The sequence below is a fragment of the Streptomyces sp. NPDC002868 genome, from assembly GCF_055563295.1.
In genome coordinates this window covers 21,012-42,393 of record NZ_JBVHDR010000027.1, presented here as the reverse complement: position 1 = coordinate 42,393, position 21,382 = coordinate 21,012, and the positions used below count along the sequence as shown (strand labels likewise).

The window sequence follows — 21,382 nt, the reverse complement described above, 5'->3', positions numbered from 1 at the left end:
GGCCTGGCGGCGGTCAACGGTCCGGATGCGGTGGTGCTCTCCGGCGTTGAGGAGGCGGTCGGGGAGATCGCCGAGTACTTCCGTGGTCTGGAGCGCAAGACGACGTCGTTGCGGGTGAGTCATGCGTTCCACTCGCCTTTGATGGACCCGATGCTGGAGGACTTCCGCCGGGTCGCGGAGAGCGTGACCTTCGAGCCGCCGCGGATCGTGGTCGTGTCCAATGTGACCGGCGCGCCGGCCACGCCGGAGGAACTCACCTCGCCGGAGTACTGGGTGGGGCACGTCCGCCACGCGGTGCGGTTCGCCGACGGCATCCAGCGCCTGGAGGAGCAGGGCGTCAGCCGGTTCCTGGAGTTGGGCCCCGACGGCACGCTGACCGCCATGGCCCAGGGATGTGTTGAGGACGCCGAGCAGTTGCTCGTGCCGGTCCTGCGCAAGGACCGGTCGGAGGCGGGCGCGCTGCTGTCGGCCGTCGCCGGGGTGTTCACCCACGGTGTGCGGGTTGACTGGAAGGCACTGTTCGATCGTGCGCGGCCGTCGAGGGTGGACCTGCCGACGTATGCGTTCCAGCGTGAGCGTTACTGGCCGGACGGCGCGCAGCCGGGTTCCGGACCGGTCGCTTCCGATGGAGCGGACGCGGGCTTCTGGGACGCGGTCGAGCGTGGAGACGTCCAGTCGTTGGCAGGTTCGCTGGGCGTCGACGAGCAGGTGCTGGGCGGCTTGGTACCGGCCCTGTCGTCGTGGCGGCGCGGGCAGCGCAAGCGGTCGCGGGTGGACGAGTGGCTCTACCGGGCGAGCTGGAAGCCGCTGGGCACGGTTTCCGGCGCCGTATCAGGGCGCTGGCTGGCCGTGGTTCCGGCGGGCCTGCAGAAGGACGCCTGGGCCGGATCCGTGATCGAGGCCCTGGCTTCCAGAGGGGCCGGCCTGGAGCCGGTGGCGTACGAGCCCGGCATGGGCAGGCCGGAGCTTGCCGCCGCCCTCGGTGCAGCCGGGAGCGAGGGGCCGGTCGAGGGTGTGCTGTCCTTCCTGGGGCTCTCCGGTGTCGGTGAGGACGGGGTGCCGGCGGGTCCGGCGGCGACGGCGGCGCTGGTTCAGGCGCTGGGTGACGCCGATGTCCGCGGGCGGGTATGGGTGCTGACGCGGGGAGCCGTGTCGGTGGGGCGCTCGGACGGGGCTCCGGATCCGGCCCAGGCGGCAGTGTGGGGTCTGGGCCGGGTGGCGGCGCTGGAGTACCCGGACCGCTGGGGCGGTCTGGTGGATCTGCCCGAGGTGGTGGACCGGCGGGCGGCGGCTCGTCTGGCAGGGCTGCTCGCAGGTGCGGAAGGTGAGGACCAGGTCGCGGTCCGGGCGTCCGGTGTGTTCGGGCGTCGGCTCGGACGGGTCTCGCCCGGCGGCCTCGGTGGGGGATGGAAGCCGTCAGGGACGGTGCTGGTCACCGGTGGCACGGGTGCGCTCGGCGTACGAGTGGCGCGCTGGGCCGCGGCGGGAGGTGCGGAGCATCTCGTGCTGGTGAGCCGTCGTGGCCTGGAGGCGCCCGGCGCGCCCGAGTTGCGCGACGAGCTGGCCGCTTCGGGTGTGCGCGTGTCAGTGGTGGCGTGCGATGTGGCCGATCGTGACGCGGTGGTGGGTCTGCTGGCGGAGTATCCGGTGGATGCGGTGGTGCACGCGGCCGGTGTGCTGGACGACGGGGTGATCGAAGCACTGACGCCGGAGCGGTTCGCCGCGGTGCTGCGGGCAAAGACCGCTGTGGCCACACACCTGGACGAGCTGACACGAGAGCGTGACCTGTCGGCGTTCGTACTGTTCTCGTCGTTCGCGGGAAGTATCGGTTCTCCGGGGCAGGGCAACTACGCGGCAGCGAACGCGTATCTGGATGCGCTGGCCGAGCAGCGCCGGGCGCTGGGGCTGACGGCGACGTCGGTGGCCTGGGGACCGTGGGCCGATGGCGGCATGGCGGTTGACGAGGGACTGGGAGAGTACCTGCGCCGACGGGGTCTGAGCGCGCTGGATCCGGAGTCCGCGTTGGTGGCCCTGGACCGGATCGCCGGCGGTGAGGAGCCTGCCGCCGTCGTGGCCCAGGTGAACTGGTCGCAGTTCATACCGGCGTTCACCGCCGGCCGGGTGAGTCCGTTGCTGGCGGATCTTCCCGAGGCGCGCGCCGCATGGGAGGCGGCGCGGTCGACGGCAGGAGCCGATGGGCTGCGGGAACGGCTGGCGGCATGCCCGGCCGAAGAACGCGGCCGCATGCTGGTGGATGTGGTGCGGGAGCAGGCTGCTCTGGTGCTGGGGCACGCGAATGCGGAGTCGGTCGACGCGGCCCGTGCCTTCAGGGAGTCGGGTTTCGATTCACTGACGGCGGTGGAGTTCCGAAACCGGCTGAATGCGGTGACGGGGCTGCGCCTGCCCGCCACCCTCGTGTTCGACCATCCGGCTCCGCTCGACCTCGCCTCGTTCCTGCACAGCGAGCTCCTCGGTCCTGACACCGATGCTCCGGAAAGCACCGGGGTCGTCGCCGACGTCGACAAGCTGGCAGCTGTGCTGGCCGCGGCCGGGCCGGCGGAGACGAACGGGGAAGCGCACCTCAGGGTCACCGCCAAGTTGAGGGAACTCCTGGCCCTTTGGACGGGCGTCGAGGCTGCGGACGATGCGGGCCGCAAGGTGGCGAAGCTCGACGAGGCCACCGATGACGAGATGTTCGATCTCATCAACAAAGAACTGGGAATCTCCTGACCCCAGTCTCTGTAACGCTCGCTCATACCTCACCTCGGGAAAGTGGTAGACGATGGCGAACAACGAAGAGAAGCTGCGGGAATACCTCAAGCTGGTCACAGCAGATCTTCGGCAGACCCGCAGCCTCCTTCAGGAGGCGGAGACGCGTCGGCAGGAGCCGGTCGCGATCGTCGGTATGGGGTGCCGGTTCCCGGGCGGAGTGGATTCGCCCGAGAGCTTCTGGCGGCTGCTGACCGAGGGAGAGGACGCGGTTTCGGAGTTCCCGGCGGACCGCGGGTGGGACCTGGACGGGATCTACGACCCGTCAGGCCGGCAGGGGACGACGTATACACGCCAGGGCGCCTTTCTCTACGATGCACCGCGCTTCGATTCGTCCTTCTTCGGGATATCGCCGCGGGAGGCGGCGGCGATGGACCCGCAGCAACGGCTGCTGCTGGAGACGTCCTGGGAGGCGCTGGAGCGGGCGGGCATGGAAGCGGGTGCGCTACGGGGAAGCCGCACCGGCGTCTTCGTGGGATCCAACGGCCAGGACTACCTGGCCCTCATGCTGAACCGGCCCGAGGACGCCGACGGGTATCTCGCCACGGGCATCACGGCGTCCGTGATGTCGGGCCGGATCGCGTACGTACTGGGTCTGGAGGGCCCCACGCTGACGGTGGACACGGCGTGCTCGTCGTCGCTGGTGGCGCTGCATCTGGCCGCACAGGCCCTGCGGTCGGGGGAGTGTGACCTCGCGCTCGCCGGTGGTGTGACCGTGATGGCTACGCCGCATGTGTTCGTGGAGTTCAGCCGGCAGCGCGGGCTGTCGGCGGACGGCCGGTGCAAGGCGTTCTCCGACGACGCGGACGGCACGGGGTGGGGCGAAGGCGTCGGCGTGCTCGTGGTGGAGCGGCTGTCGGACGCGCGGCGCAACGGGCATCCGGTGCTGGCGGTGGTGCGGGGCAGTGCGGTGAACCAGGACGGTGCGTCGAACGGCCTGACCGCGCCCAACGGGCCGTCGCAGCAGCGGGTGATCCGGGCCGCCCTGACGGGCGCGGACCTTGCGGCGTCCGATGTGGACGCCGTGGAGGCGCACGGCACGGGTACGACGCTGGGCGATCCGATCGAGGCTCAGGCGCTGCTGGCCACGTACGGGCAGGACCGGGATGAGGACCGGCCGTTGTGGCTGGGTTCGGTGAAGTCGAACATCGGTCACACGCAGGCGGCTGCGGGTGTGGCCGGTGTGATCAAGATGGTGCTGGCGCTGCAGCACGGTGTGCTGCCCCGCACCCTGCACGCGGACGTGCCGTCCTCGAGCGTTGACTGGTCGGCAGGCGCGGTGGCACTGCTCCGGGAGAACACGGACTGGCCGGTGGACGGGCGTCCGCGCCGGGCCGGGGTGTCCGCGTTCGGGGTGTCCGGGACCAACGCGCACGTGGTCCTGGAGCAGGCTCCGGCCGATGTTCCAGCCGAGGGCGACGAGCAGAGCGACGAGCCCGCGGCGTCCGGGCCGCTCCCGGTGGTGCCGTGGGTGGTGTCGGGGCGCAGCCGTGCGGCGCTGCGCGCCCAGGCGGAGCGGTTGTCGGAATGGGTGGGTGCCCGCCCTGAGCTGGATACGCTGGAGGTCGGCGGATCCCTGGTGACGACGCGGTCGGCGTTCGAGCACCGGGCGGTCGTGCTGGGCTCGGATCGGGCGGAGTTGCTGGCGGGACTCGATGCGCTGGCGGCCGGTGGGGCCGCGCCATCCGTGGTCACCGGTACGGCGGGTGGCGCGGGGAAGACGGCTTTCCTGTTCGCGGGTCAGGGTTCGCAGCGGTTGGGGATGGGCCGGGAACTGTACGAGGCGTTCGACGTGTTCGCGGACTCCTTCGACGCGGTGTGCGCGCACGTGGACGTGGAGCTGGAGCGCCCGCTGCGGGACGTGGTCTTCGGCGAGGACGCCGCACTGCTGGACCGGATCGACTATGCGCTGCCCGCGCTGTTCGCCCTCGAAGTGGCTTTGTTCCGGCTGGTGGAGTCGTGGGGCGTGCGGCCGGATGTGCTGCTGGGGCACTCGACCGGTGAGTTCGCGGCAGTGCATGTGGCGGGGGTGTGGTCACTGGAGGATGCGTGCCGTCTCGTGGCGGCACGCGGCCGGTTGATGCAGGCCCTCCCGGCAGGCGGCGCCATGGTCGCTCTCCAGGCGTCGGAGGCGGAGGTGCTGCCGCTGCTGGCAGGCCGCGAGAGCGAGGTGGGCATCGCCGCGGTCAACGGTCCCGACGCGACCGTGATCGCCGGCACCGAGGGCACGGTCACCGAACTGGCGGAGCGCTTCCGTGAACTGGGCCGCAAAGCGACGCGGCTCCGGGTGAGCCTTGCGTTCCATTCGCCGCTCATGGAGCCGATGCTGGACGATTTCCGGCGGGTTGCGGAGAGCGTGACCTTCGAGACGCCGCGGATCGCGATCGTCTCCACCCTCACCGGGGAGTCCGCCAGGCCCGAGGACATCGCGTCTGCGGACTACTGGGTACGCCACGTCCGGCAGGCCGTGCGGTTCGCCGACGGCATCCGCCGGTTGGAGACGGAAGGCGTCACCCGCTACCTCGAGGTGGGCCCGGACGGCACCCTGACCGCCATGGCCGCGCAGAGCCTGTCTTTGGACGGCGGGCTGCTGGTCCCCGCCCTCAGCAAGAACCAGCCCGAGGACCGTGCGTTCACGGCGGCGATGGCGGGCCTGTACGCCCACGGGACGGCCGTGGCCTGGCCGGCGTTGTTCGCCGGGGCCGGGTCGCAGCCGGCCGGGTCCCAGCCGGCCAGGTCCCAGCGGGTGCAGCTGCCGACGTACGCCTTCCAGCGTCGGCACCACTGGCTGCCGACCTCGGGCTCCGCCTCGGCCGGGGTCGCGGCGGCGGGTCTGGGCGCCACGCGCCACCCACTGCTGGGAGCCGCCGTCGAACTCGCCGATGCGCGCGGCATCCTGCTGACGGGACGGCTCTCCCTGCAAGCTCAGCCCTGGATCGCCGATCGCAAGGTGGCGGGGGCGGTGCTGATGCCGGAGACGGCGCTGGTGGAGCTTGCGGTCCGGGCCGGGGACGAGGTGGGGTGCGGCCTGCTCCAGGAGCTGACGGTTCAGACCCCGCTGGTGCTGCCGCGCAGGGGAACAGTCCAGCTGCAGATCCTCGTCGGGGCCGCGGACGAGGCCGGGCGGCACACGGTGACGATCCATTCCAGGCCGGGCGACGAGGAGTTGGAGCCCGCCTGGACGCGCCATGCAGCAGGGGTGCTGGCACGCGAGGCACCGGTCCCCTCCTTCGATCTCGGTGTGTGGCCGCCGAAAGGCGCAGAGCCCGTCTCCGTGGACCGGCTCCACAACCGGCTCGCCGCAGCCGGGTACGAGTACGGCCCCGCGTTCCAGGGGCTGCGGGCGGTCTGGCGGCTCGGCGGGGACTACTTCGCCGAGGTGTCCATGGAGGAGCCGGGGCAGGATGCCGGTGCGTTCGGGCTGCACCCGGCGCTCCTGGACGCGGCCCTGCAGACGATGCTGACGGCCCTCCCGGAGGCCGACCCGGCAGAGATGGCTCTGCCCAGTGCCTGGAGCGGTGTGTCCCTGTTCGCCTCGGGTGCCACGGCCGCGCGGGTGAAGCTCTCCGGCGTGGGGACGGACACGGTCTCACTCGCCCTCGCGGACACCATGGGCCGTCCCGTGGCCACGGTGGATGCGCTCTCGGTGCGGCCTGTCCCCACGGAGGCGCTGGCGGGAGCGGGAAGCGCCCAGCGCGATGCGCTGTTCACACTGGACTGGAAACCGGTGACCGTCGTTGCGGACGCCGCGCCGATCGAGACGGCGGCCGACGGATGGGCGGTCCTGGGCACGGGTGGTGTGCCGATGGCGGCCGGGCTCGCGGCGGCCGGAGTGTCCGCGCAGGCGTACGCGGACCTGGCAGCCCTGGGTGCGGCCCTGGACGCGGGTGCCGCGAAGCCCGGGGTGGCGGCGCTGGTCCTCGGGCCGGAAGCAGACGCAACGGGGTCCGGTGTCGCTGAAGCGGCGCAGGAGGCTACGGCGGACGTACTGGCGTTCCTTCAGGCATGGTTGGGCGACGAGCGCTTCGACGCGACGCGGCTGGCCGTGGTGACCTGCGGGGCCGTTGCCGCCGGAGCGGACGACCCGGTGTCGGACCTGGTGCATGCCCCGGTGTGGGGACTGGTGCGTTCGGCGCAGTCCGAGCATCCGGGGCGCATCGTGCTGGTCGACCGGGAATCCGCGGAAGGGCTGCCGACCCAAGCGGTGCTGAGCGGTGAGACGCAGGTCGCGGTGCGGGCAGGTGAGTTGCTGACGCCTCAGCTGGCCCGGATGCGCCCGCCCGCGGACGAGGGAACGGACCCGCGGTTCGGTGCCGAAGGGACCGTGCTGATCACGGGCGGCACCGGAGGACTGGGCCAGGTGTTCGCCCGCCACTTGGTGAACGTGTACGGCGTCCGGCGTCTGCTGCTGACCAGTCGCCGCGGACCGGATGCACCCGGAGCGGCGCAGCTCCGGGACGAGTTGACCGCCCTCGGGGCCGATGTGACGGTCGAGACCTGTGACGTGGGCGACCGGGAGGCGCTGGCGGCGCTGCTGGCGCGGATACCGGCCGAACACCCGCTGACCGCAGTGGTCCACACCGCGGGGACGTTCGCCGACGGGTTGCTGACATCACAGACGCCCCAGAGCGTTGCCAACGTCTTCCGGGCGAAGGTGGATGCGGCGGTGAACCTGCACGAGTCGACCCGTGGCCTCGACCTGTCGGCGTTCGTGGTGTTCTCCTCCGTCGCTGGTCTGGAGGGGAACCTGGGACAGGCCAACTACGCGGCTGCGAACACCTTCCTCGACGCCCTCGCGCATCACCGGCGGGCGGCCGGCATGCCGATGACCTCGCTCGCGTGGGGGCCGTGGGAGCAGGCCACCAGCGGGATGACCGCGCAACTGGCCGAGGCGCACATCGCGCGTATGACCCGGGGCGGCGTGCTGCCGCTGTCGACCGAGCAGGGGGTGGCCCTGTTCGACGCCGCAACAGCGGCCGACGGGGCGTTGTTCGTGGCGACCCGGCTGGACATCGCGTCGCTGCGGTCGCGTGCGGAGGCCGGCGAACTGCCCGGTCTGCTGCGCGGTCTGCTGCGTGCCCCCACCCGTCGGGCCGCCGAGTCCGGCGTCGGGGCGGCTGATTCCGGGCTCGCCCGGCGACTGGCCGCGATGGGGCAGGCACAGCGGCGCCGGGTGGTCTCGGATCTGGTGCGTACGCAGGTGGCCACGCTCCTCGGATACGACACGGCCGAACTGGTCGAGTCCGAGCGGCCGTTCAAGGAGCTGGGTTTCGACTCGGTGACCACGATCACCCTGCGGAACCGGCTGAGCCAGGAGACCGGTCTCCGGTTGCCCGCCACGCTGGTGTTCGACCATCCCACCGCAGGCGCCCTGGTGGGGCATCTGCTGTCCGCGCTCGGTATGGACGGCGACGGCGCAGCGGAGGACGTGCCCGCGGCAATGCCGCCGCTCGTGGCGGTGAACGACGACCCGGTCGTGATCGTGGGGATGGGGTGCAGGTACCCCGGCGGAGTGGACTCTCCTGAGTCGCTCTGGCAACTGGTCGCCGAAAGCCGGGAAGGCCTCGGGCCGTTCCCGACCGACCGCGGCTGGGACATCGAGGCACTGTACGACCCGGATGCGGACCGGCCCGGCACGACATACCTGCGGCAGGCCGGATTCCTCTACGACTCCGGAGAGTTCGATGCGGAGTTCTTCGGGATATCGCCGCGCGAGGCCCTGGCCATGGACCCGCAGCAGCGGCTGATGCTGGAGACATCGTGGGAGGTGTTCGAGCGGGCCGGCATCGCCCCCGCCTCACTGAAGGGCAGCCGGACCGGGGTCTTCGCCGGTGTGACGTACCAGGACTACGTGTCGGGCATGCAGATGGGGACGGCCGGCAACGTGATAGCCGGGCGGGTGTCCTACGCCTTCGGACTGGAGGGGCCGTCGGTCGCCGTCGATACCGCGTGCTCGTCCGCCCTGGTGGCGCTGCACCTGGGTGCCCAGGCGCTGCGGTCGGGCGAGTGCGACCTGGCTCTTGCAGGTGGGGTCACCGTCATGTCGCAGCCCGATCCCTATCTGGCGTTCAGCCGGGAGAGGACGCTGGCCTGGGACGGGCGGTGCAAGCCGTTTGCCGCGGGCGCGGACGGGACGAACCTCTCCGAGGGCGTCGGCCTGCTGCTGCTCGAACGGCTCTCCGACGCCCGGCGCAACGGTCACACAGTGCTGGCCGTTGTCGCAGGTAGCGCGGTGAATCAGGACGGAGCCTCCCACGGGCTCACCGCGCCGAACGGCCTGGCCCAGCAGCGGCTCATCCGGCAGACGCTGGCGAGCGCGGGGCTGTCCGCCTCGGACGTCGACGCGGTGGAAGCCCATGGAACGGGTACGCCGCTGGGCGACCCGATCGAGGCGCAGGCACTGATGCTGACGTACGGACAGGGCCGTGAGCCCGGCCGGCCGTTGTGGCTGGGATCGATGAAGTCGAACTTCGGGAACAGCCAGGCGGCGTCGGGTGCGGGCGGCGTCATCAAGATGATCATGGCCATGCGTCATGAGCTGCTGCCGGAGAACCTGCACACGGACGAGCCCACCCCGCACGTGGACTGGTCCCAGGGCGACGTCCGGCTGCTGTCCGAACAGACGGCCTGGCCGAGCAGTGGCCGGCCCCGCCGGGCAGGGGTGTCGGCGTTCGGTATCAGCGGCACCAACGCGCATGTGATCATCGAGCAGGCCCGCGACGAGGACGGCTCCGCAGCCGGCTCGTTCGGTACGCAGAGCACGGGCGGGCAGACCGGCTCGGGAGACTGGTCCGAGCTGTCGGTGGTTCCGCTGCCCGTCTCCGCCCGGAGCGCGGATGCGCTGCGGGGACAGGCGGCACGGCTGTGCTCGTTCCTGGAGGCCGATCCGAAGTTGCGGCTCCGCGATGTGGGCCTGTCCCTGGCCACGACCCGGTCCGCGCTGGAGCACCGTGCGGTGGTCCTGGCCTCCGGGCGGGAAGCCGCCCTGCGGGAGCTGCGGACGCTCTCCGAGGGCGATCCCGGCGGCACGGTGGTGCGAGGCAGGGCCAGATCCGGTGACAACGCCCCTGCGCTGGTATTCGTCTGCCCGGATCCGGGGCGGCCGGTGCCGGGCCCGCTGACCGCGGCGGCCGCGCAGCTGCTGGAGTCCTCACCCGCGTTCGCCGAGTCGATGGCCCACTGCGAACGCGCGCTGTCCAGTTACGTGGAGTGGTCGCTGCTGGAGGTGGTGTCGGGATCGGCGGAGCCGGGATGGCCTGACCGGGGCGACATCGCCCTGCCCGTCCAGTGGGCGGTGACGGTCTCGCTCGCCTCGCTGTGGCGCTCCTACGGAGTCGGGCCGGCGGCGGTGGTCGGCCATTCCCAGGGGGAGATCGCGGCGGCCTGTGTGGCCGGTGCCCTCTCGCTGGAGGACGGCGCGCGGGCGGTGGCACTGCACAGCAGGGCGCTCGCCTCCCAACGGCTGTGCGGGGGTGCGGTGTCGGTCGCCCTGCCGCTCGCGGAGGTGCAGGCCCGTCTGCCGCGGTGGGAGGGAAGGATCTCGGTGACCGAGGTGAACGGACCGGCCTCTGTTGTGGTGTCCGGCGAACCGGACGCACTCGACGAACTGCTCGCCCAGTGCCGGGCCGACGGTGTCCCCGCACAACGGGTACCGGGGGGACGGCCGTTGCCCTCACAGGTCGAGCAACTGCGCGAGGAGCTCGTCGAGGCGCTGTCGGACATCCGGCCGGTGCACGCGCAGGTGCCGTTGTGCTCGACGGTCACGGGCGGATGGCTGGACACGGCCGGGCTGGAACCGGAGCACTGGCTCGCGCACCTGCGGGAACCTGTGCGCTTCGGGGATGCCGTACGCACGCTGCTCGACAGCCGGCATGGCGTGTTCGTCGAGCTGGGCACTCACCCGGTGCTGGCCGGCGCGGTCTGTGAGACCGCGGAGGAGGCCGGGGCGGCCGCGGTGACGGTGTGCTCGGAAGAGGCCGGCCAGGGCGGTGCCCCCCTGATGGCGGCGGCGATGGCCGAACTCCATGTGCACGGGGTCGAGGTGGACTGGCGCGCGGTGTTCGCGGGCTCCGGAGCCCGCCGGGTGGACTTGCCGACGTACGCCTTCCAACGCCGCCACTACTGGATGAAGCCGTCCGCACTGCCGTCCGGCGTCACCGGCACGCCGGACGGTCCCGGGCGGGCCGACCACCCGTTGCTGGACACGGCGGTGGAACTGCCCGATGCGGACGGCTGGCTTCTCACCGGCCGTCTCTCGCTGACCTCGCACCCGTGGCTCGCCGAGCATGCAGTCGTCGGTATGGTGCCGCTGCCGACGTCCGTATTCGTGGAACTCGCAGTCCAGGCCGGTGACCAGGTCGGGTACGACCACGTGCAAGAACTGACGGTGGAAACCCCGCTGGTGCTGCCCGAGCGGGAAGGCGTTCGGCTGCGGCTTACGGTCGGAGCGGAACAGGAGCCAGGCAGGCGCACACTGCGCGTGTTCTCCCGGCCGGAGGCCGCGCTGCCCGGGGAACCCTGGACGCGTCACGCCACTGCCATCCTGGCCCCGGCCGTCCCGCACGTGCCGTTCGACCTCGAACTGTGGCCGCCCGCGGAGGCGGAGCCGGTGGAACTCGACGGCTTCTACGACGCCCTGTCGCAGGCGGGTGTTGTGTACGGGCCGGCCTTCCAGGGGCTGCGGGCGGCATGGCGCCGGGGCGACGACCTCTTCGCGGAGGTCGTACTGCCGGAGGAACAGCGCGAGCAGGCAGCCCGGTTCGGTCTGCACCCCGCCCTGCTGGACGCCTCGCTGCATGCGCTGGCATCCGGGGCGGACGACTGCCGGGCGCCGGGGCTTCCGTTCGCGTGGCGCCACGTGGCGCTGTACGCCTCGGGCGCCTCCTCGCTACGGGTGCGGCTGTCCTGGACGGAACCGGACGTGATCACGGCGGCGGTGGCCGACGACACCGGACTGCCGGTCGCGTCGATCGGCGCTGTCGCACTCCGGCCGGTCGCCCCCCGGCAGCTCAGGAGCGCTCGCGCGGAGCAGCGCAGTCGGTTGTTCCGGCTGGACTGGCTCGAAGCGGCGTGCAACACGCCTGAGTCCGGGGCCCGCTGGGCCGTGGTCGGCCATGACGCCCTGGCAGCCAGGCCGTCACTGATGAATGCCGGGGTCTACACGGAGGTGTACGCGGATCTGGCCGCGCTGGGCACGGCGCTCGACGCCGGAGTTCCTACGCCGGAAGCAGTGATCGTCAGCGGCCTGCAGGAGTCTGCGGCATCTGCCGCCCGCCGGGCACTGGAACTCGCCCAGGACTGGCTCTCCGACGAACGGTTCGCCTTCTCCAGGCTGGTGTTCCTCACCCGGGGGGCAGTGGTCGCCGGTGACAGCGCTGCCGGTCCGGATCTGGCCGCCGCACCGCTGTGGGGTCTCATCCGCTCGGCACAACTGGCGGACCCCGGGCGGTTCGTCCTGGCCGATCTGGACGGACACCGTGCGTCCTGGCGTGCGCTGCCTGCGGCGCTGGCGGCCCAGGAGCCCCAACTGGCGCTGCGCAAGGGCACCCTCAGGGTCCCCCGACTCATCAGGACGCAGGACCCGGCGGCCTCGGTGGGCGCCGCCTTCCCGTCCGGCCCGGAAGGCACCGTCATGGTCACCGGTGCCACCGGGACGCCAGGTGCGGCCGTCGCCCGGCACCTGGTCGCCGAGCACCAGGTGCGGCGGCTGCTTCTCACCGTCCGGCCGGGCCTCGAGGACAGTGCCGGCGCTGCCGCGCTCAAGGACCGGCTCACCGCCCTCGGCGCTCACGTCACGGTCGCCGGCTGCGATCCGGCCGACCGCGACGCGCTGGCCGGGCTGTTGGCCGGGATCCCGCCGGAGCACCCGCTGACGGCGGTCGTGCATGCCGCGGGCGCGCCGGACGGCGCAGAAGCTGCCGCAGCGACCCCCGAAGGCCTCGACGCGCTGCTGCGCCCGGGCATCGACGCGGCCCTGAATCTTCACGAGCTGACCGCCGATCAGGATCTCTCCGCATTCGTGCTGTTCTCGTCCATCGAGGGGACGCTGGGAGCTCTCGGCCGGGGCGGCCACGCGGCACTCAGCGCCTTCCTGGACGCACTGGCGCAGCACCGGCGGGCGGGCGGCCGCGCCGGCCTGTCGCTGGGCTGGGGTCCGTGGGACGCGGGGGACGGCGCGGAGCCGGCGGGGGCAGACCAGCGCAGGGCGCTGCACGCAGGTCTGGCCGAGCTGTCCTGTGCGGAGGGCCTGGACCTGTTCGATACAGCCTGCCGTCTGGACACGGCAGCCGTCGCGCCGGTGCGGTTCGACCTCGCGGCCCTAGACACACAGGAGGTCACCGGCGAGGGTTCCGCCCCGCTCCGCGGTCTGCTTCGGACGCCGACCCGGCGCTCCGCAGAGCAGCCGGGCAGTCCGTCGGGAGTCCTCAGCCTCCTGAAACGACGTCTGGCGGGTCTGCCCGACCCCGAGCGGGACTCCCTGCTGATGGACCTCGTACGGGCGGACGTGGCGACCGTACTGGAGTACCCGTCGTCCGACGCGGTGGAGATGACACGGGCGTTCAGGGAGATCGGGCTCAACTCGCTGACCGCCTTCGCCCTGCGCAACCGGCTGCGGGAGACCACGGGGCTACGCCTCCCGGCGGCGCTCCTGTTCGAACAGGACACTCCTCAGCGGCTGGCATCGCACCTCAAGGAAGAGCTTCTGCGCCCCCGGGCCGCAGTGGACCCGCAACACTAGGGAAAGGCAGTAAATGAAGATAGACGGCGTCTACGTCGACACAGTCGGGGTGCACCTTCCGGACGAGTGGGTGAGTGCGGAGAAGGCAGTTGAGGAGGGCCTCTACGATGAATACTCGATTCAGTACGGCACCGGGCTGACCGGTGCCTACATCGCCGGCGACCTCCCGGCGGTCGACATGGCGGTCTTCGCCGCGCGGCAGGCACTTGGCCGGTCGGAAGAGGACGTCGACTCCCTCGACTTCCATATCCACTGCACCTCCGTACAGCAGGGGCCCGAGACGTGTCACCTGCCCGGCTACATCCTGCGGGAGCTCGGAGCAGGCGACGTTCCCAGCGTCGACGTACGCCACCACTCCAATGGGATGCTCGGGGCGTTCGAGATCGCAGTCGGGCAGATGACGGGTGCGGCGGCGGCCTCCTCGGTGCTGGTGACCGGGGCGGAGAACTTCACCTCCCCCATGATCGACCGCTGGAAGGGATTCGGCACGGGCTTCACCGCGAGTGACGCGGGCGCCGCCGTGCTCTTCAGCGGCGAAAGTGGCTGCGCGGCGCTGCGGGCGGTCAATTCCGGCACGCTGCCCGAGCTGGAGCAGTGGCACCGCGGTGAGGAGTCCCTGCTGCCGTTCCGGGAGAAGACCAACGGTGCTTCGAGCGTTCTTGAGCTGCTCTCGTATTTCAACCAGCATGTCGTCCCGCTGGACAAATGCATGGAGATGATCCGGGACTTCGAACTCGAGATCGTGCACCGGTCGCTCGTCGATGCCGGTCTCAACGCCTCGGATCTCGCATGGGTGGTGGCGTCCAACACCGACGCGCGCATGATCGACCAGATGAAGATGCAGCCCCTCGGGCTGCCGATGTCACGCTCCAACTGGGAATTCGGCAGGATCTTTGGGCATATGGGTGGTTGTGATATGGCCGTGTCGCTCAACCATCTGCTGACGACCGGACAGGTGGCCCCGGGCGACCACATCCTGATGACGAGTTCGGGGCCGGGCTGGGTCTCCTCCTCGGCAGTGCTCACCATCCTCGACGTGCCGTCCTGGGCCAGGCAGGAGGCTTCGGGCAATCCGGCCTGAGGCCACAACGCAACGGCCCGGCACCTCAGCCGAGGTGCCGGGCCGAGCTGCCGACGGGCGTCACGGCTGACGCGTGGCGTACACCATGAAGTAGTGGAAGACCTCGGGCAGGTCGGCGCGTTCGACGGTGACGGAGAAACCGTGGCTCTCCAGGATCCCGGTGATCGTGTCGAGTCGTCCGTCGAGGTCCTGGACCTCGATGACGGTCTGCCTGATCCGCTGCCAGTCGTCCGCGTCCAGGCCCTCCAGGACGTCCAGTTCGGCTCCCTCGACATCGACCTTGAGCAGATCGACCGGGCCGTCCGGAGCCCACTCGCGAAGGACCGTGGACAGCCGGTCGACCTCGACGTCGACCTCCACGCCCTGCATGACGCGGTCGACGGCCTCCTGCCCGATCTGCTGGACGGTGACGTCCTGGCCGACCTTCTTCTGCTCCGGATAGCGGGTCGAGTTGCCGGGGATCGCGGGATAGAAGGTGAAGCGCACGCCCGGCTCGTGCTTCAGCCCGAGCGCCATCCTGCGGGTGTCGACGCCTTCGACGCCGTGCGCGTCGAGGTTCTTCCGCAGGGCCTCGTGGATGTCCGGGATCGGCTCCAGGGCGAGCACCTGCGCGCCGGGAAACTGCTGCTTGACGAAGATGGTGAAGAGCCCGACATTCGCACCGGCGTCGACGATCCGCGACGAGTCCGAGAGCTCGATGCCGTGCCGGAGATAGGTGCGGTCCTCGAATATCTCGTTGTAGATGAAGCCGATCTCGGAGAACAGCACCCCCTCCGCCTGCGGTACGAAGAACGAGACGCCGTCGGCGACCTGTACAGACCTGATGTCGGTCATGATGGATTCTCCCGGAACGGTGTGTAGTGCCGCAGGTCATTGGCGCCCGCTGTGGAAGCGTGCACCAATGGGCCCCGGCATTCTCCTAAAAGGGAACGTGGATTCAGGTTCCGAAGGTCGGTTGATTCAGGCGTCCCGCTTCCGCAGCAGCACATAGCCGCCGATGACCGCCACAGCCACCCACAGCATCATCACGCCGAATCCGCCCAACGGGCCGTACGGTGAGTCGGAGTGCTGCACGACGCGCGCCATCGCCGCGCCCGCCTGGTCCGGTAGGTACCGGGAGACCTTCTTGGTGCCGGGCACGGACGCCAGGATCTGGGTGATCAGGAAGAAGAAGGGCATCAGGATGCCCATGGCCAGCATGGTGCTGCGCAGCATCGCCGCAACACCCATCGAGAGCAGGGCGATCAGCGCCATGTACAGTCCCGCACCGATCACCGCGCGCAGCACATGGTCCTCGCCGATCGTCGTGCTGTGGGTACCGAGCGCTGCCTGCCCGGCGAAGAAGGTGGCAACGCTCGTCACCAAGCTGACGACGGTCGCGACGACCGTCGCGACCGTGAGCTTGCAGACGTAGAAGACGCCGCGCCGCGGCACGGCCGCCAGTGAGATACGGATCATCGTGGTGGTGTACTCGCTGCCGACCACCAGCACACCGAACGCGACCATCGCGAGCTGGCCCAGTACCCCGCCGGCGAAGGCGGTACCGGCGGCGTCGAAGGACAGTTGGTCGGCCGTCGACAGATCGTCGAACTGACTGTTGGACAGAGCGCAGATCAGGGTGCCGAATCCGACGGTGATCACAAAAGCGGCGGCCAGCGTCCAGCCGGTGGAGCGGACCGACCTGATCTTGACCCACTCCGAGTGGAGGACTGCGGACAGTGCGGGCATGTCAGGCATCCTTTCCGCCCGGCTCGGTGCGGTACTCGGCCGCTTCCCCGGTCATCCTCATGAACGCCTCCTCCAGCGAGGCGTGCTGTGTGCACAACTCGTGCAGCGGCACCTGCTGTTGCCAGGCCAGTTCGCCCAGCCGCTCCACCGGGACGTCGGACACCTCGAAGGCGCCCTCCGAGGTCATCCGCGGGGTGATGCCGGCGTCGGCGAGCGCGTCATGCAGCTTCTCCGGCTCCGGGGTGCGGATACGGACGTACGAGTGGGAGTTACGAGCGATGAAGTCGGGCATGGGCGTGTCCGCCAGCAACCGGCCCCGGCCGATGACCACGAGGTGATCCGCCGTGAGCGCCATTTCACTCATCAGGTGGCTGGAGACGAAGACCGTGCGTCCCTTGGCCGCCAGATCCTTCATCAGCGTGCGGATCCAGACGATGCCCTCGGGGTCGAGCCCGTTGACCGGCTCGTCGAACATCAGGATTTCCGGGTCGCCGAGCAGCGCGGCAGCGATACCCAGCCGCTGACCCATGCCCAGTGAAAAGCCCTTGGAGCGCTTTCTGGCCACCGAGCCGAGCCCCACCTCTTCCAGGACCTCGTTCACCCGGTTGAGCGGAATACGGTTGCTCACCGCCAGGCACTCAAGGTTGTCGTAGGCGCTGCGCCCGCTGTGCATCACCTTGGCGTCCAGCAGCGCGCCGACGTGCCGCAGCGGCTCCGTCAGCTCGGCGTAGTGCTTGCCGCCGATCCGCACATGGCCGGACGTCGGGCGATCCAGGTCGAGCACCATGCGCATCGTGGTGGATTTACCGGCCCCGTTGGGACCGAGAAAGCCCGTGATGGAACCGGGCCGGACCGAGAACGTGAGGTCGTCGACCGCCACCTTTTTCCCGTACCGCTTGGTCACGCCCGTAAGGTCGATCATTCGGCCAAGGTAGGGGGCCCGTCCAAGGCGTGTCTGGGGGGTTCCCAGGACCTTTAGGAGTTTGTTCAGTTGTTTTTCAGCGCCTCGCCCGGTCACCCGGGAGGTCCACGCCGAAATCGAAAATGGCGGCCAGCGCCCTCGCGACCGCCTTCGGGGAATCGACATGGACCACGGGAAACGGGCAGGCCGGCACATCTGTGATGCGCGACGGGCCGATGACGAGCCCGAGCTGTGCACCGTGCCGCTTCATGACCGCGCCGAGGCACACCGGGAACAGATCACGCCGCCGCAGTGAGCCGGCGACGCAACTGCTCACCATGCCGCCGAGGCTGAGGCCTCCGACGATCCCCGGGCGGATGCCCTGCTCCGCCAGCGCGTCGTGGATGCCGAACTGTGCGGCGGCCAGGGCGATGGAGACCGCTCGCAACCGGAGCTGCTCGTCACCGTCGAACCCCTGCTGGTGCCCCCTCGAGAGGAGAGTCCGGTGATTGTCCCTTTGCGCGGCCCGCTCCCGATGCAGGCACGGGCGGCGGCCGGGCTCCCCGTACATCCAGCGGGTGCCCGGCTGCCGTCAGGTCGCCTTGGGGGCTACTCGGCCATGTAGGTGCAGCCCGTCCAGACGAACACCTGGAGCGTCTGGCCGTTCTGCCGGACCATTTCCGTCGTCGGCTCAAAGTGCTCGTAGCGGTTGCCGCATGCGAGCTTGAGCTTGGAGGTCACGTCCTTTACGTAGCGGACCCTCTCCTTGTCCGCGACCAGGTTGGGGCCACCGCGAAGCAGTACATTCATTTCGTTCATCAGCATGGCCAACTGCCCTTCTTCAAGGCCGTTCGACTGCTCACCGACCGATTTCCGGGAAGGCGATTCATTACAGGCCATTGGAGCAGCGGCAGCGCTCGGGAAACCCCTAAAGGCGTGCCGTGAGGCGGGCCTCGCACGGAGTCCCGGCACGTCGGCCGCGGGTACGGGGACGCCTAACTCCAGGAAGGGCGGCCCGCCGACGCCGACGCCGACGCCGACGCCGACTTCGCAGTGAGCAGGGCGTCGCGCAACTGGACCCGACCGGTGATGCCCAACTTGCGGTAGCTGCTGGTCAGGTGAGTCTCGACGGCCCGGGGCGTGACGAAGAGGGCCTGCGCGATCTGGTGGTTCGAATGCCCCGTGGCCGCCATCCCGGCTATCTGGTACTCGCTGGCTGTGAGCGGCTGCCGTTCCTGCCGCTGCCCGCGTCGTGGCCGGGAACCCGTGGTGCGCAGGGCCGCTCTGGTCTTTTCCGACAGGGCGGTTGCGCCGCACTCTTCCGCCAGGTCGAACGACCGGCGCAGCGTCGTACGCGCCGTCCGCATGTCCCCCGCGCGCAGTTGCGCCGCTCCGAAGTCGTACAGTGACTTGGCCAGTTCGAGGGGTGCGGGGGAGTCCTCCAGCCGGTCCACGGCCTGACGGAGAAGGTCGAATCCGGCGTCGCCCCCGGTGACCAGCCCCAGATGTCGCAGGCTGACCCCGATCATGCGTGCCGTGCCCCAGTTGCGCGAAAGACGCAGCTCCTCGGTGGCCATCTCGATGGCCTCCTGTCGTTTGCCCAGGGCCGCGTACGCGAGCGCGGCCTGCGACCGCCAGGCGGTCACCGCCGGGTTCACCAGTCCCGCCGCGTCCTGGCGTTCGCCGCAGTAGAGCAGGGTTTCCAGCGCGGCCTCGGTGTCTCCGGAAACGAGCTGCCAGCGGCCCTGGGCCAGCAGATACGGACCGCGGTCCCACACCGCGTCGGGGCTGTCGTAGCGGCGGTTCGCCGCAAGCACCTCTCCGGCCGCTCGGAGGTCCCCCAACTCGATCAGGTTGTTGACGATGAGGGCCGCTATCGGAAGGGTCGAGTAGCCGAGGTCGGGTGAACGGTCGAGCAGGGCCTGCGCCTGCATCAGCGCGTCCACCACCCGTCCCTGTCGTGAGGCCGCCGAGGCCTTCCCGTACGACGCACCGATGGAAATACGCTGGGCCCCGCAGCGTATGGCCTGGTCGCTCAACTGGTCGTACCAGGTGACGGCTTCCTGCAGCCGGTCGGTCGTGATCAGCCCGAGGGTCGAGAGGGCGAACAGCATTTCCGTCGGCCCACTGAGATTGATGCCGCCGCGCAAGGCGCGGTCGGCCAGTTCGTTGGCGTGCGCCGCGCTCTCGTGGCCCGCCATGGCGTGGATCAGTGAAGCCGCCAGCACCGCGCGTTCGCCCGGGGTGTCCCCGCGCAGCGAGGCAGGGGACACGCTCGCGATGAGCGGGCCGACCAGCTCGATCGTCGTCTGGTCCTCGTACGCCACCTGGATGAGCTGTGCCTTGAGATGGAGCAGCAGTTCGCGCTGCGGGCAGTTCTCCGCCGGGTCTTCGAGACCGGCCACCGCCTGCTGGAGCACCGTGACGGCCTCCGGGCCGCGCTGTGTCATCTGCAGAGCGGCGGCGAGCATCGCCGAGACCCGCCCGCGGACCGCCGGATCCTCGATGATGAGCAGGCTCTCGCGCAGCCGGCCCACCGCGGTATGCGGCACGTGCATCAGTTCGTCGGTGCCCAGCTCGACGAGGACCGCGGCCCGCTCGTACTCGGACAGCGGTTCGTTCAGGGCCCGTTGCAGATAGCGGACCGCGGCGTCGGGCGCGCCACGGTGCCGCGCGACGCGCCCCGCGTCCTTCAGCACCTCGGCCGGCCAGCTGCCCCCCGCGCCGGGCTCGCAGTGCATGAGGTGCGCGGCGACCTGCTCACTGGAGGCGCCTTCCTGGTGGAGAATGCGGGCGGCCCGCACGGAGCCGGCGGCCAGGTCGTCGGGGGTCATCGTGTCCTCGATGATGGCGGTCCGGATCAGCGGGTGCCTGAACCGCGTCGGGGCGTCCTCGTGCAGTACGCCGATGCGGCGCAGCACCAGCTCGTGCCTGGCCACCTCGGATGCGCCGAGCCCGGAAAGTGCCGCGGCGACGCGGGTGGGAGTGTCGTCGCCGAGAATGGCCAGGGCGCGGGCGAGTTCGACCGTATCCTCGATCTGGCGGCCGACGCGGTGGAGCACGGTGCGGGCGAGGACGTGCCCTCGGAATTCCTCCACGGCCCCGATGTGCTCCGCGTAGGGCGGCACCCGGTTGTCGACGAGGGTGCGCAGCAACTCCACCAGCAGTAGGGGGTTCCCCTCGGAAGCCTGCTCGCAAGCATGGCAGAACGCGTCGTCCGTGTCGCCGTCCGTGGCAGCGCGCACGATCACGGCCACGTCCGGGCCGGTGAGTGGCGAGAGGGGGATGAGTCGGCAGTCGGGCTGGGTGGCGATCTCCGTGAGCTGGGGGCCGGTCGGGTGTTCCTCACCCGTCCGTTCGGTGAGGACCAGCAGGACGGGCAATCCCTCGATGCGGCGGGTGATGTAGGAGATCCAGCGCAGCGACGGCGCGTCGCACCAGTGGGCGTCGTCCACGACGATGACGAGCGGGCCGCGAGCTGCGAGATGGATGAGCAACCAGTACAGACCGTGCAGCAACGCGAACGAGGCATCGCTCCGCACCGGGCCCTCCTCCGGACTGCCGTCGTCCGTGCCCAGCGTCCGGGCAGCGAGCTCCGCGGGCCCGGCCAGTAGCTCTGCGCGCTCCTTCTCGTCAGCGTCGGCCAGGACCGGGGCGAGCAACTGGCGTACCAGCGAGAACGCGAAGTCCGTACGTGTCTGGCCGCAGGTCGAGCGCAGGACGCGCATCCCGTTCCGGCGCTCGATGCCGACCCAGGCATCCACGAGCGAGGTCTTGCCGATCCCGGCCCCGCCCTGGACGACAGCCACACCGGCGCGGCCGTCGCGCGCACCGGCGGCGAGGGTTCGCAGAACTGCCAACTCGGCATCCCGGCCGACCAGCCCGTCAGTACCGCTGCCGTCGGAATCCGGGGAGGGCTGAGTCGGGTCTGCCATCGTCGCCGCCGTTTCTGCATCGCCCCCCTCGGAACGCCACGCTGCGCGCCGGGCAGGTGGCGACCACCCTAGTTGCAGCGTGTGTTCCGCTTGTGGCGGGAACGAAAAATCGACGGCAGCCGCCCGGACGGGACCGGTGACCGCGGAGGGCGGCGCCGGCCTGCTCAGTGGGGACCCGTCACCTCAGCCCCGGGAGTGCCCAGGGCCTCGGCGCGGTCTCTGCCGCATCG

General features: G+C 70.6%; 9 protein-coding genes. 3 read left to right on the top strand and 6 right to left on the bottom strand.

What is annotated here, in order from left to right; genetic code table 11:
* The 3 genes from ACZ3H8_RS37360 to ACZ3H8_RS37350 form a co-directional block, all read left to right on the top strand.
* Nucleotides 1–2,730 (top strand): SDR family NAD(P)-dependent oxidoreductase (locus ACZ3H8_RS37360; RefSeq protein ID WP_467409397.1); only part of this gene is annotated, 2,730 nt, incomplete at its 5' end.
* 52 nt (nt 2,731–2,782) lie between these two features.
* A complete protein-coding gene (locus ACZ3H8_RS37355; protein ID WP_467409395.1) occupies nt 2,783–13,507 on the top strand; it encodes a type I polyketide synthase in 10,725 nt (3,574 codons plus the stop codon).
* 13 nt (nt 13,508–13,520) lie between these two features.
* Nucleotides 13,521–14,588, top strand: coding sequence for a ketoacyl-ACP synthase III family protein (locus tag ACZ3H8_RS37350; RefSeq protein WP_467409394.1), 1,068 nt, complete (start codon nt 13,521–13,523; stop codon nt 14,586–14,588).
* 60 nt (nt 14,589–14,648) lie between these two features.
* On the opposite strand, the gene ACZ3H8_RS37345 is transcribed toward ACZ3H8_RS37350, so the two are convergent.
* From ACZ3H8_RS37345 to ACZ3H8_RS37320, 6 genes are all read right to left on the bottom strand, one after another.
* Complete coding sequence (locus tag ACZ3H8_RS37345; protein ID WP_467409392.1) at nt 14,649–15,422, bottom strand: FkbM family methyltransferase; 774 nt, start codon at nt 15,420–15,422, stop codon at nt 14,649–14,651.
* A gap of 126 nt (nt 15,423–15,548) precedes the next feature.
* The gene (locus ACZ3H8_RS37340; protein WP_467409390.1) at nt 15,549–16,316 is read right to left on the bottom strand and encodes an ABC transporter permease; all 768 of its coding nucleotides are present in this window, start codon (nt 16,314–16,316) and stop codon (nt 15,549–15,551) included.
* A 1-nt stretch (nt 16,317) separates the two neighbouring features.
* Entirely contained in the window at nt 16,318–17,238 is a 921-nt protein-coding gene (locus ACZ3H8_RS37335) for an ABC transporter ATP-binding protein (protein WP_467409388.1), read from the bottom strand.
* A gap of 76 nt (nt 17,239–17,314) precedes the next feature.
* Nucleotides 17,315–17,665: a hypothetical protein gene (locus tag ACZ3H8_RS37330; RefSeq protein WP_467409385.1), complete on the bottom strand. Its 351-nt coding sequence runs from the start codon at nt 17,663–17,665 to the stop codon at nt 17,315–17,317.
* Nucleotides 17,666–17,826: 161 nt separating this feature from the next.
* Nucleotides 17,827–18,042, bottom strand: a complete 216-nt coding sequence (locus ACZ3H8_RS37325; RefSeq protein ID WP_467409383.1) for a DUF5988 family protein — start codon at nt 18,040–18,042, stop codon at nt 17,827–17,829.
* 170 nt (nt 18,043–18,212) lie between these two features.
* A complete protein-coding gene (locus tag ACZ3H8_RS37320; RefSeq protein WP_467409380.1) occupies nt 18,213–21,152 on the bottom strand; it encodes an ATP-binding protein in 2,940 nt (979 codons plus the stop codon).
* Between the last annotated feature and the right edge of the window lie 230 nt (nt 21,153–21,382).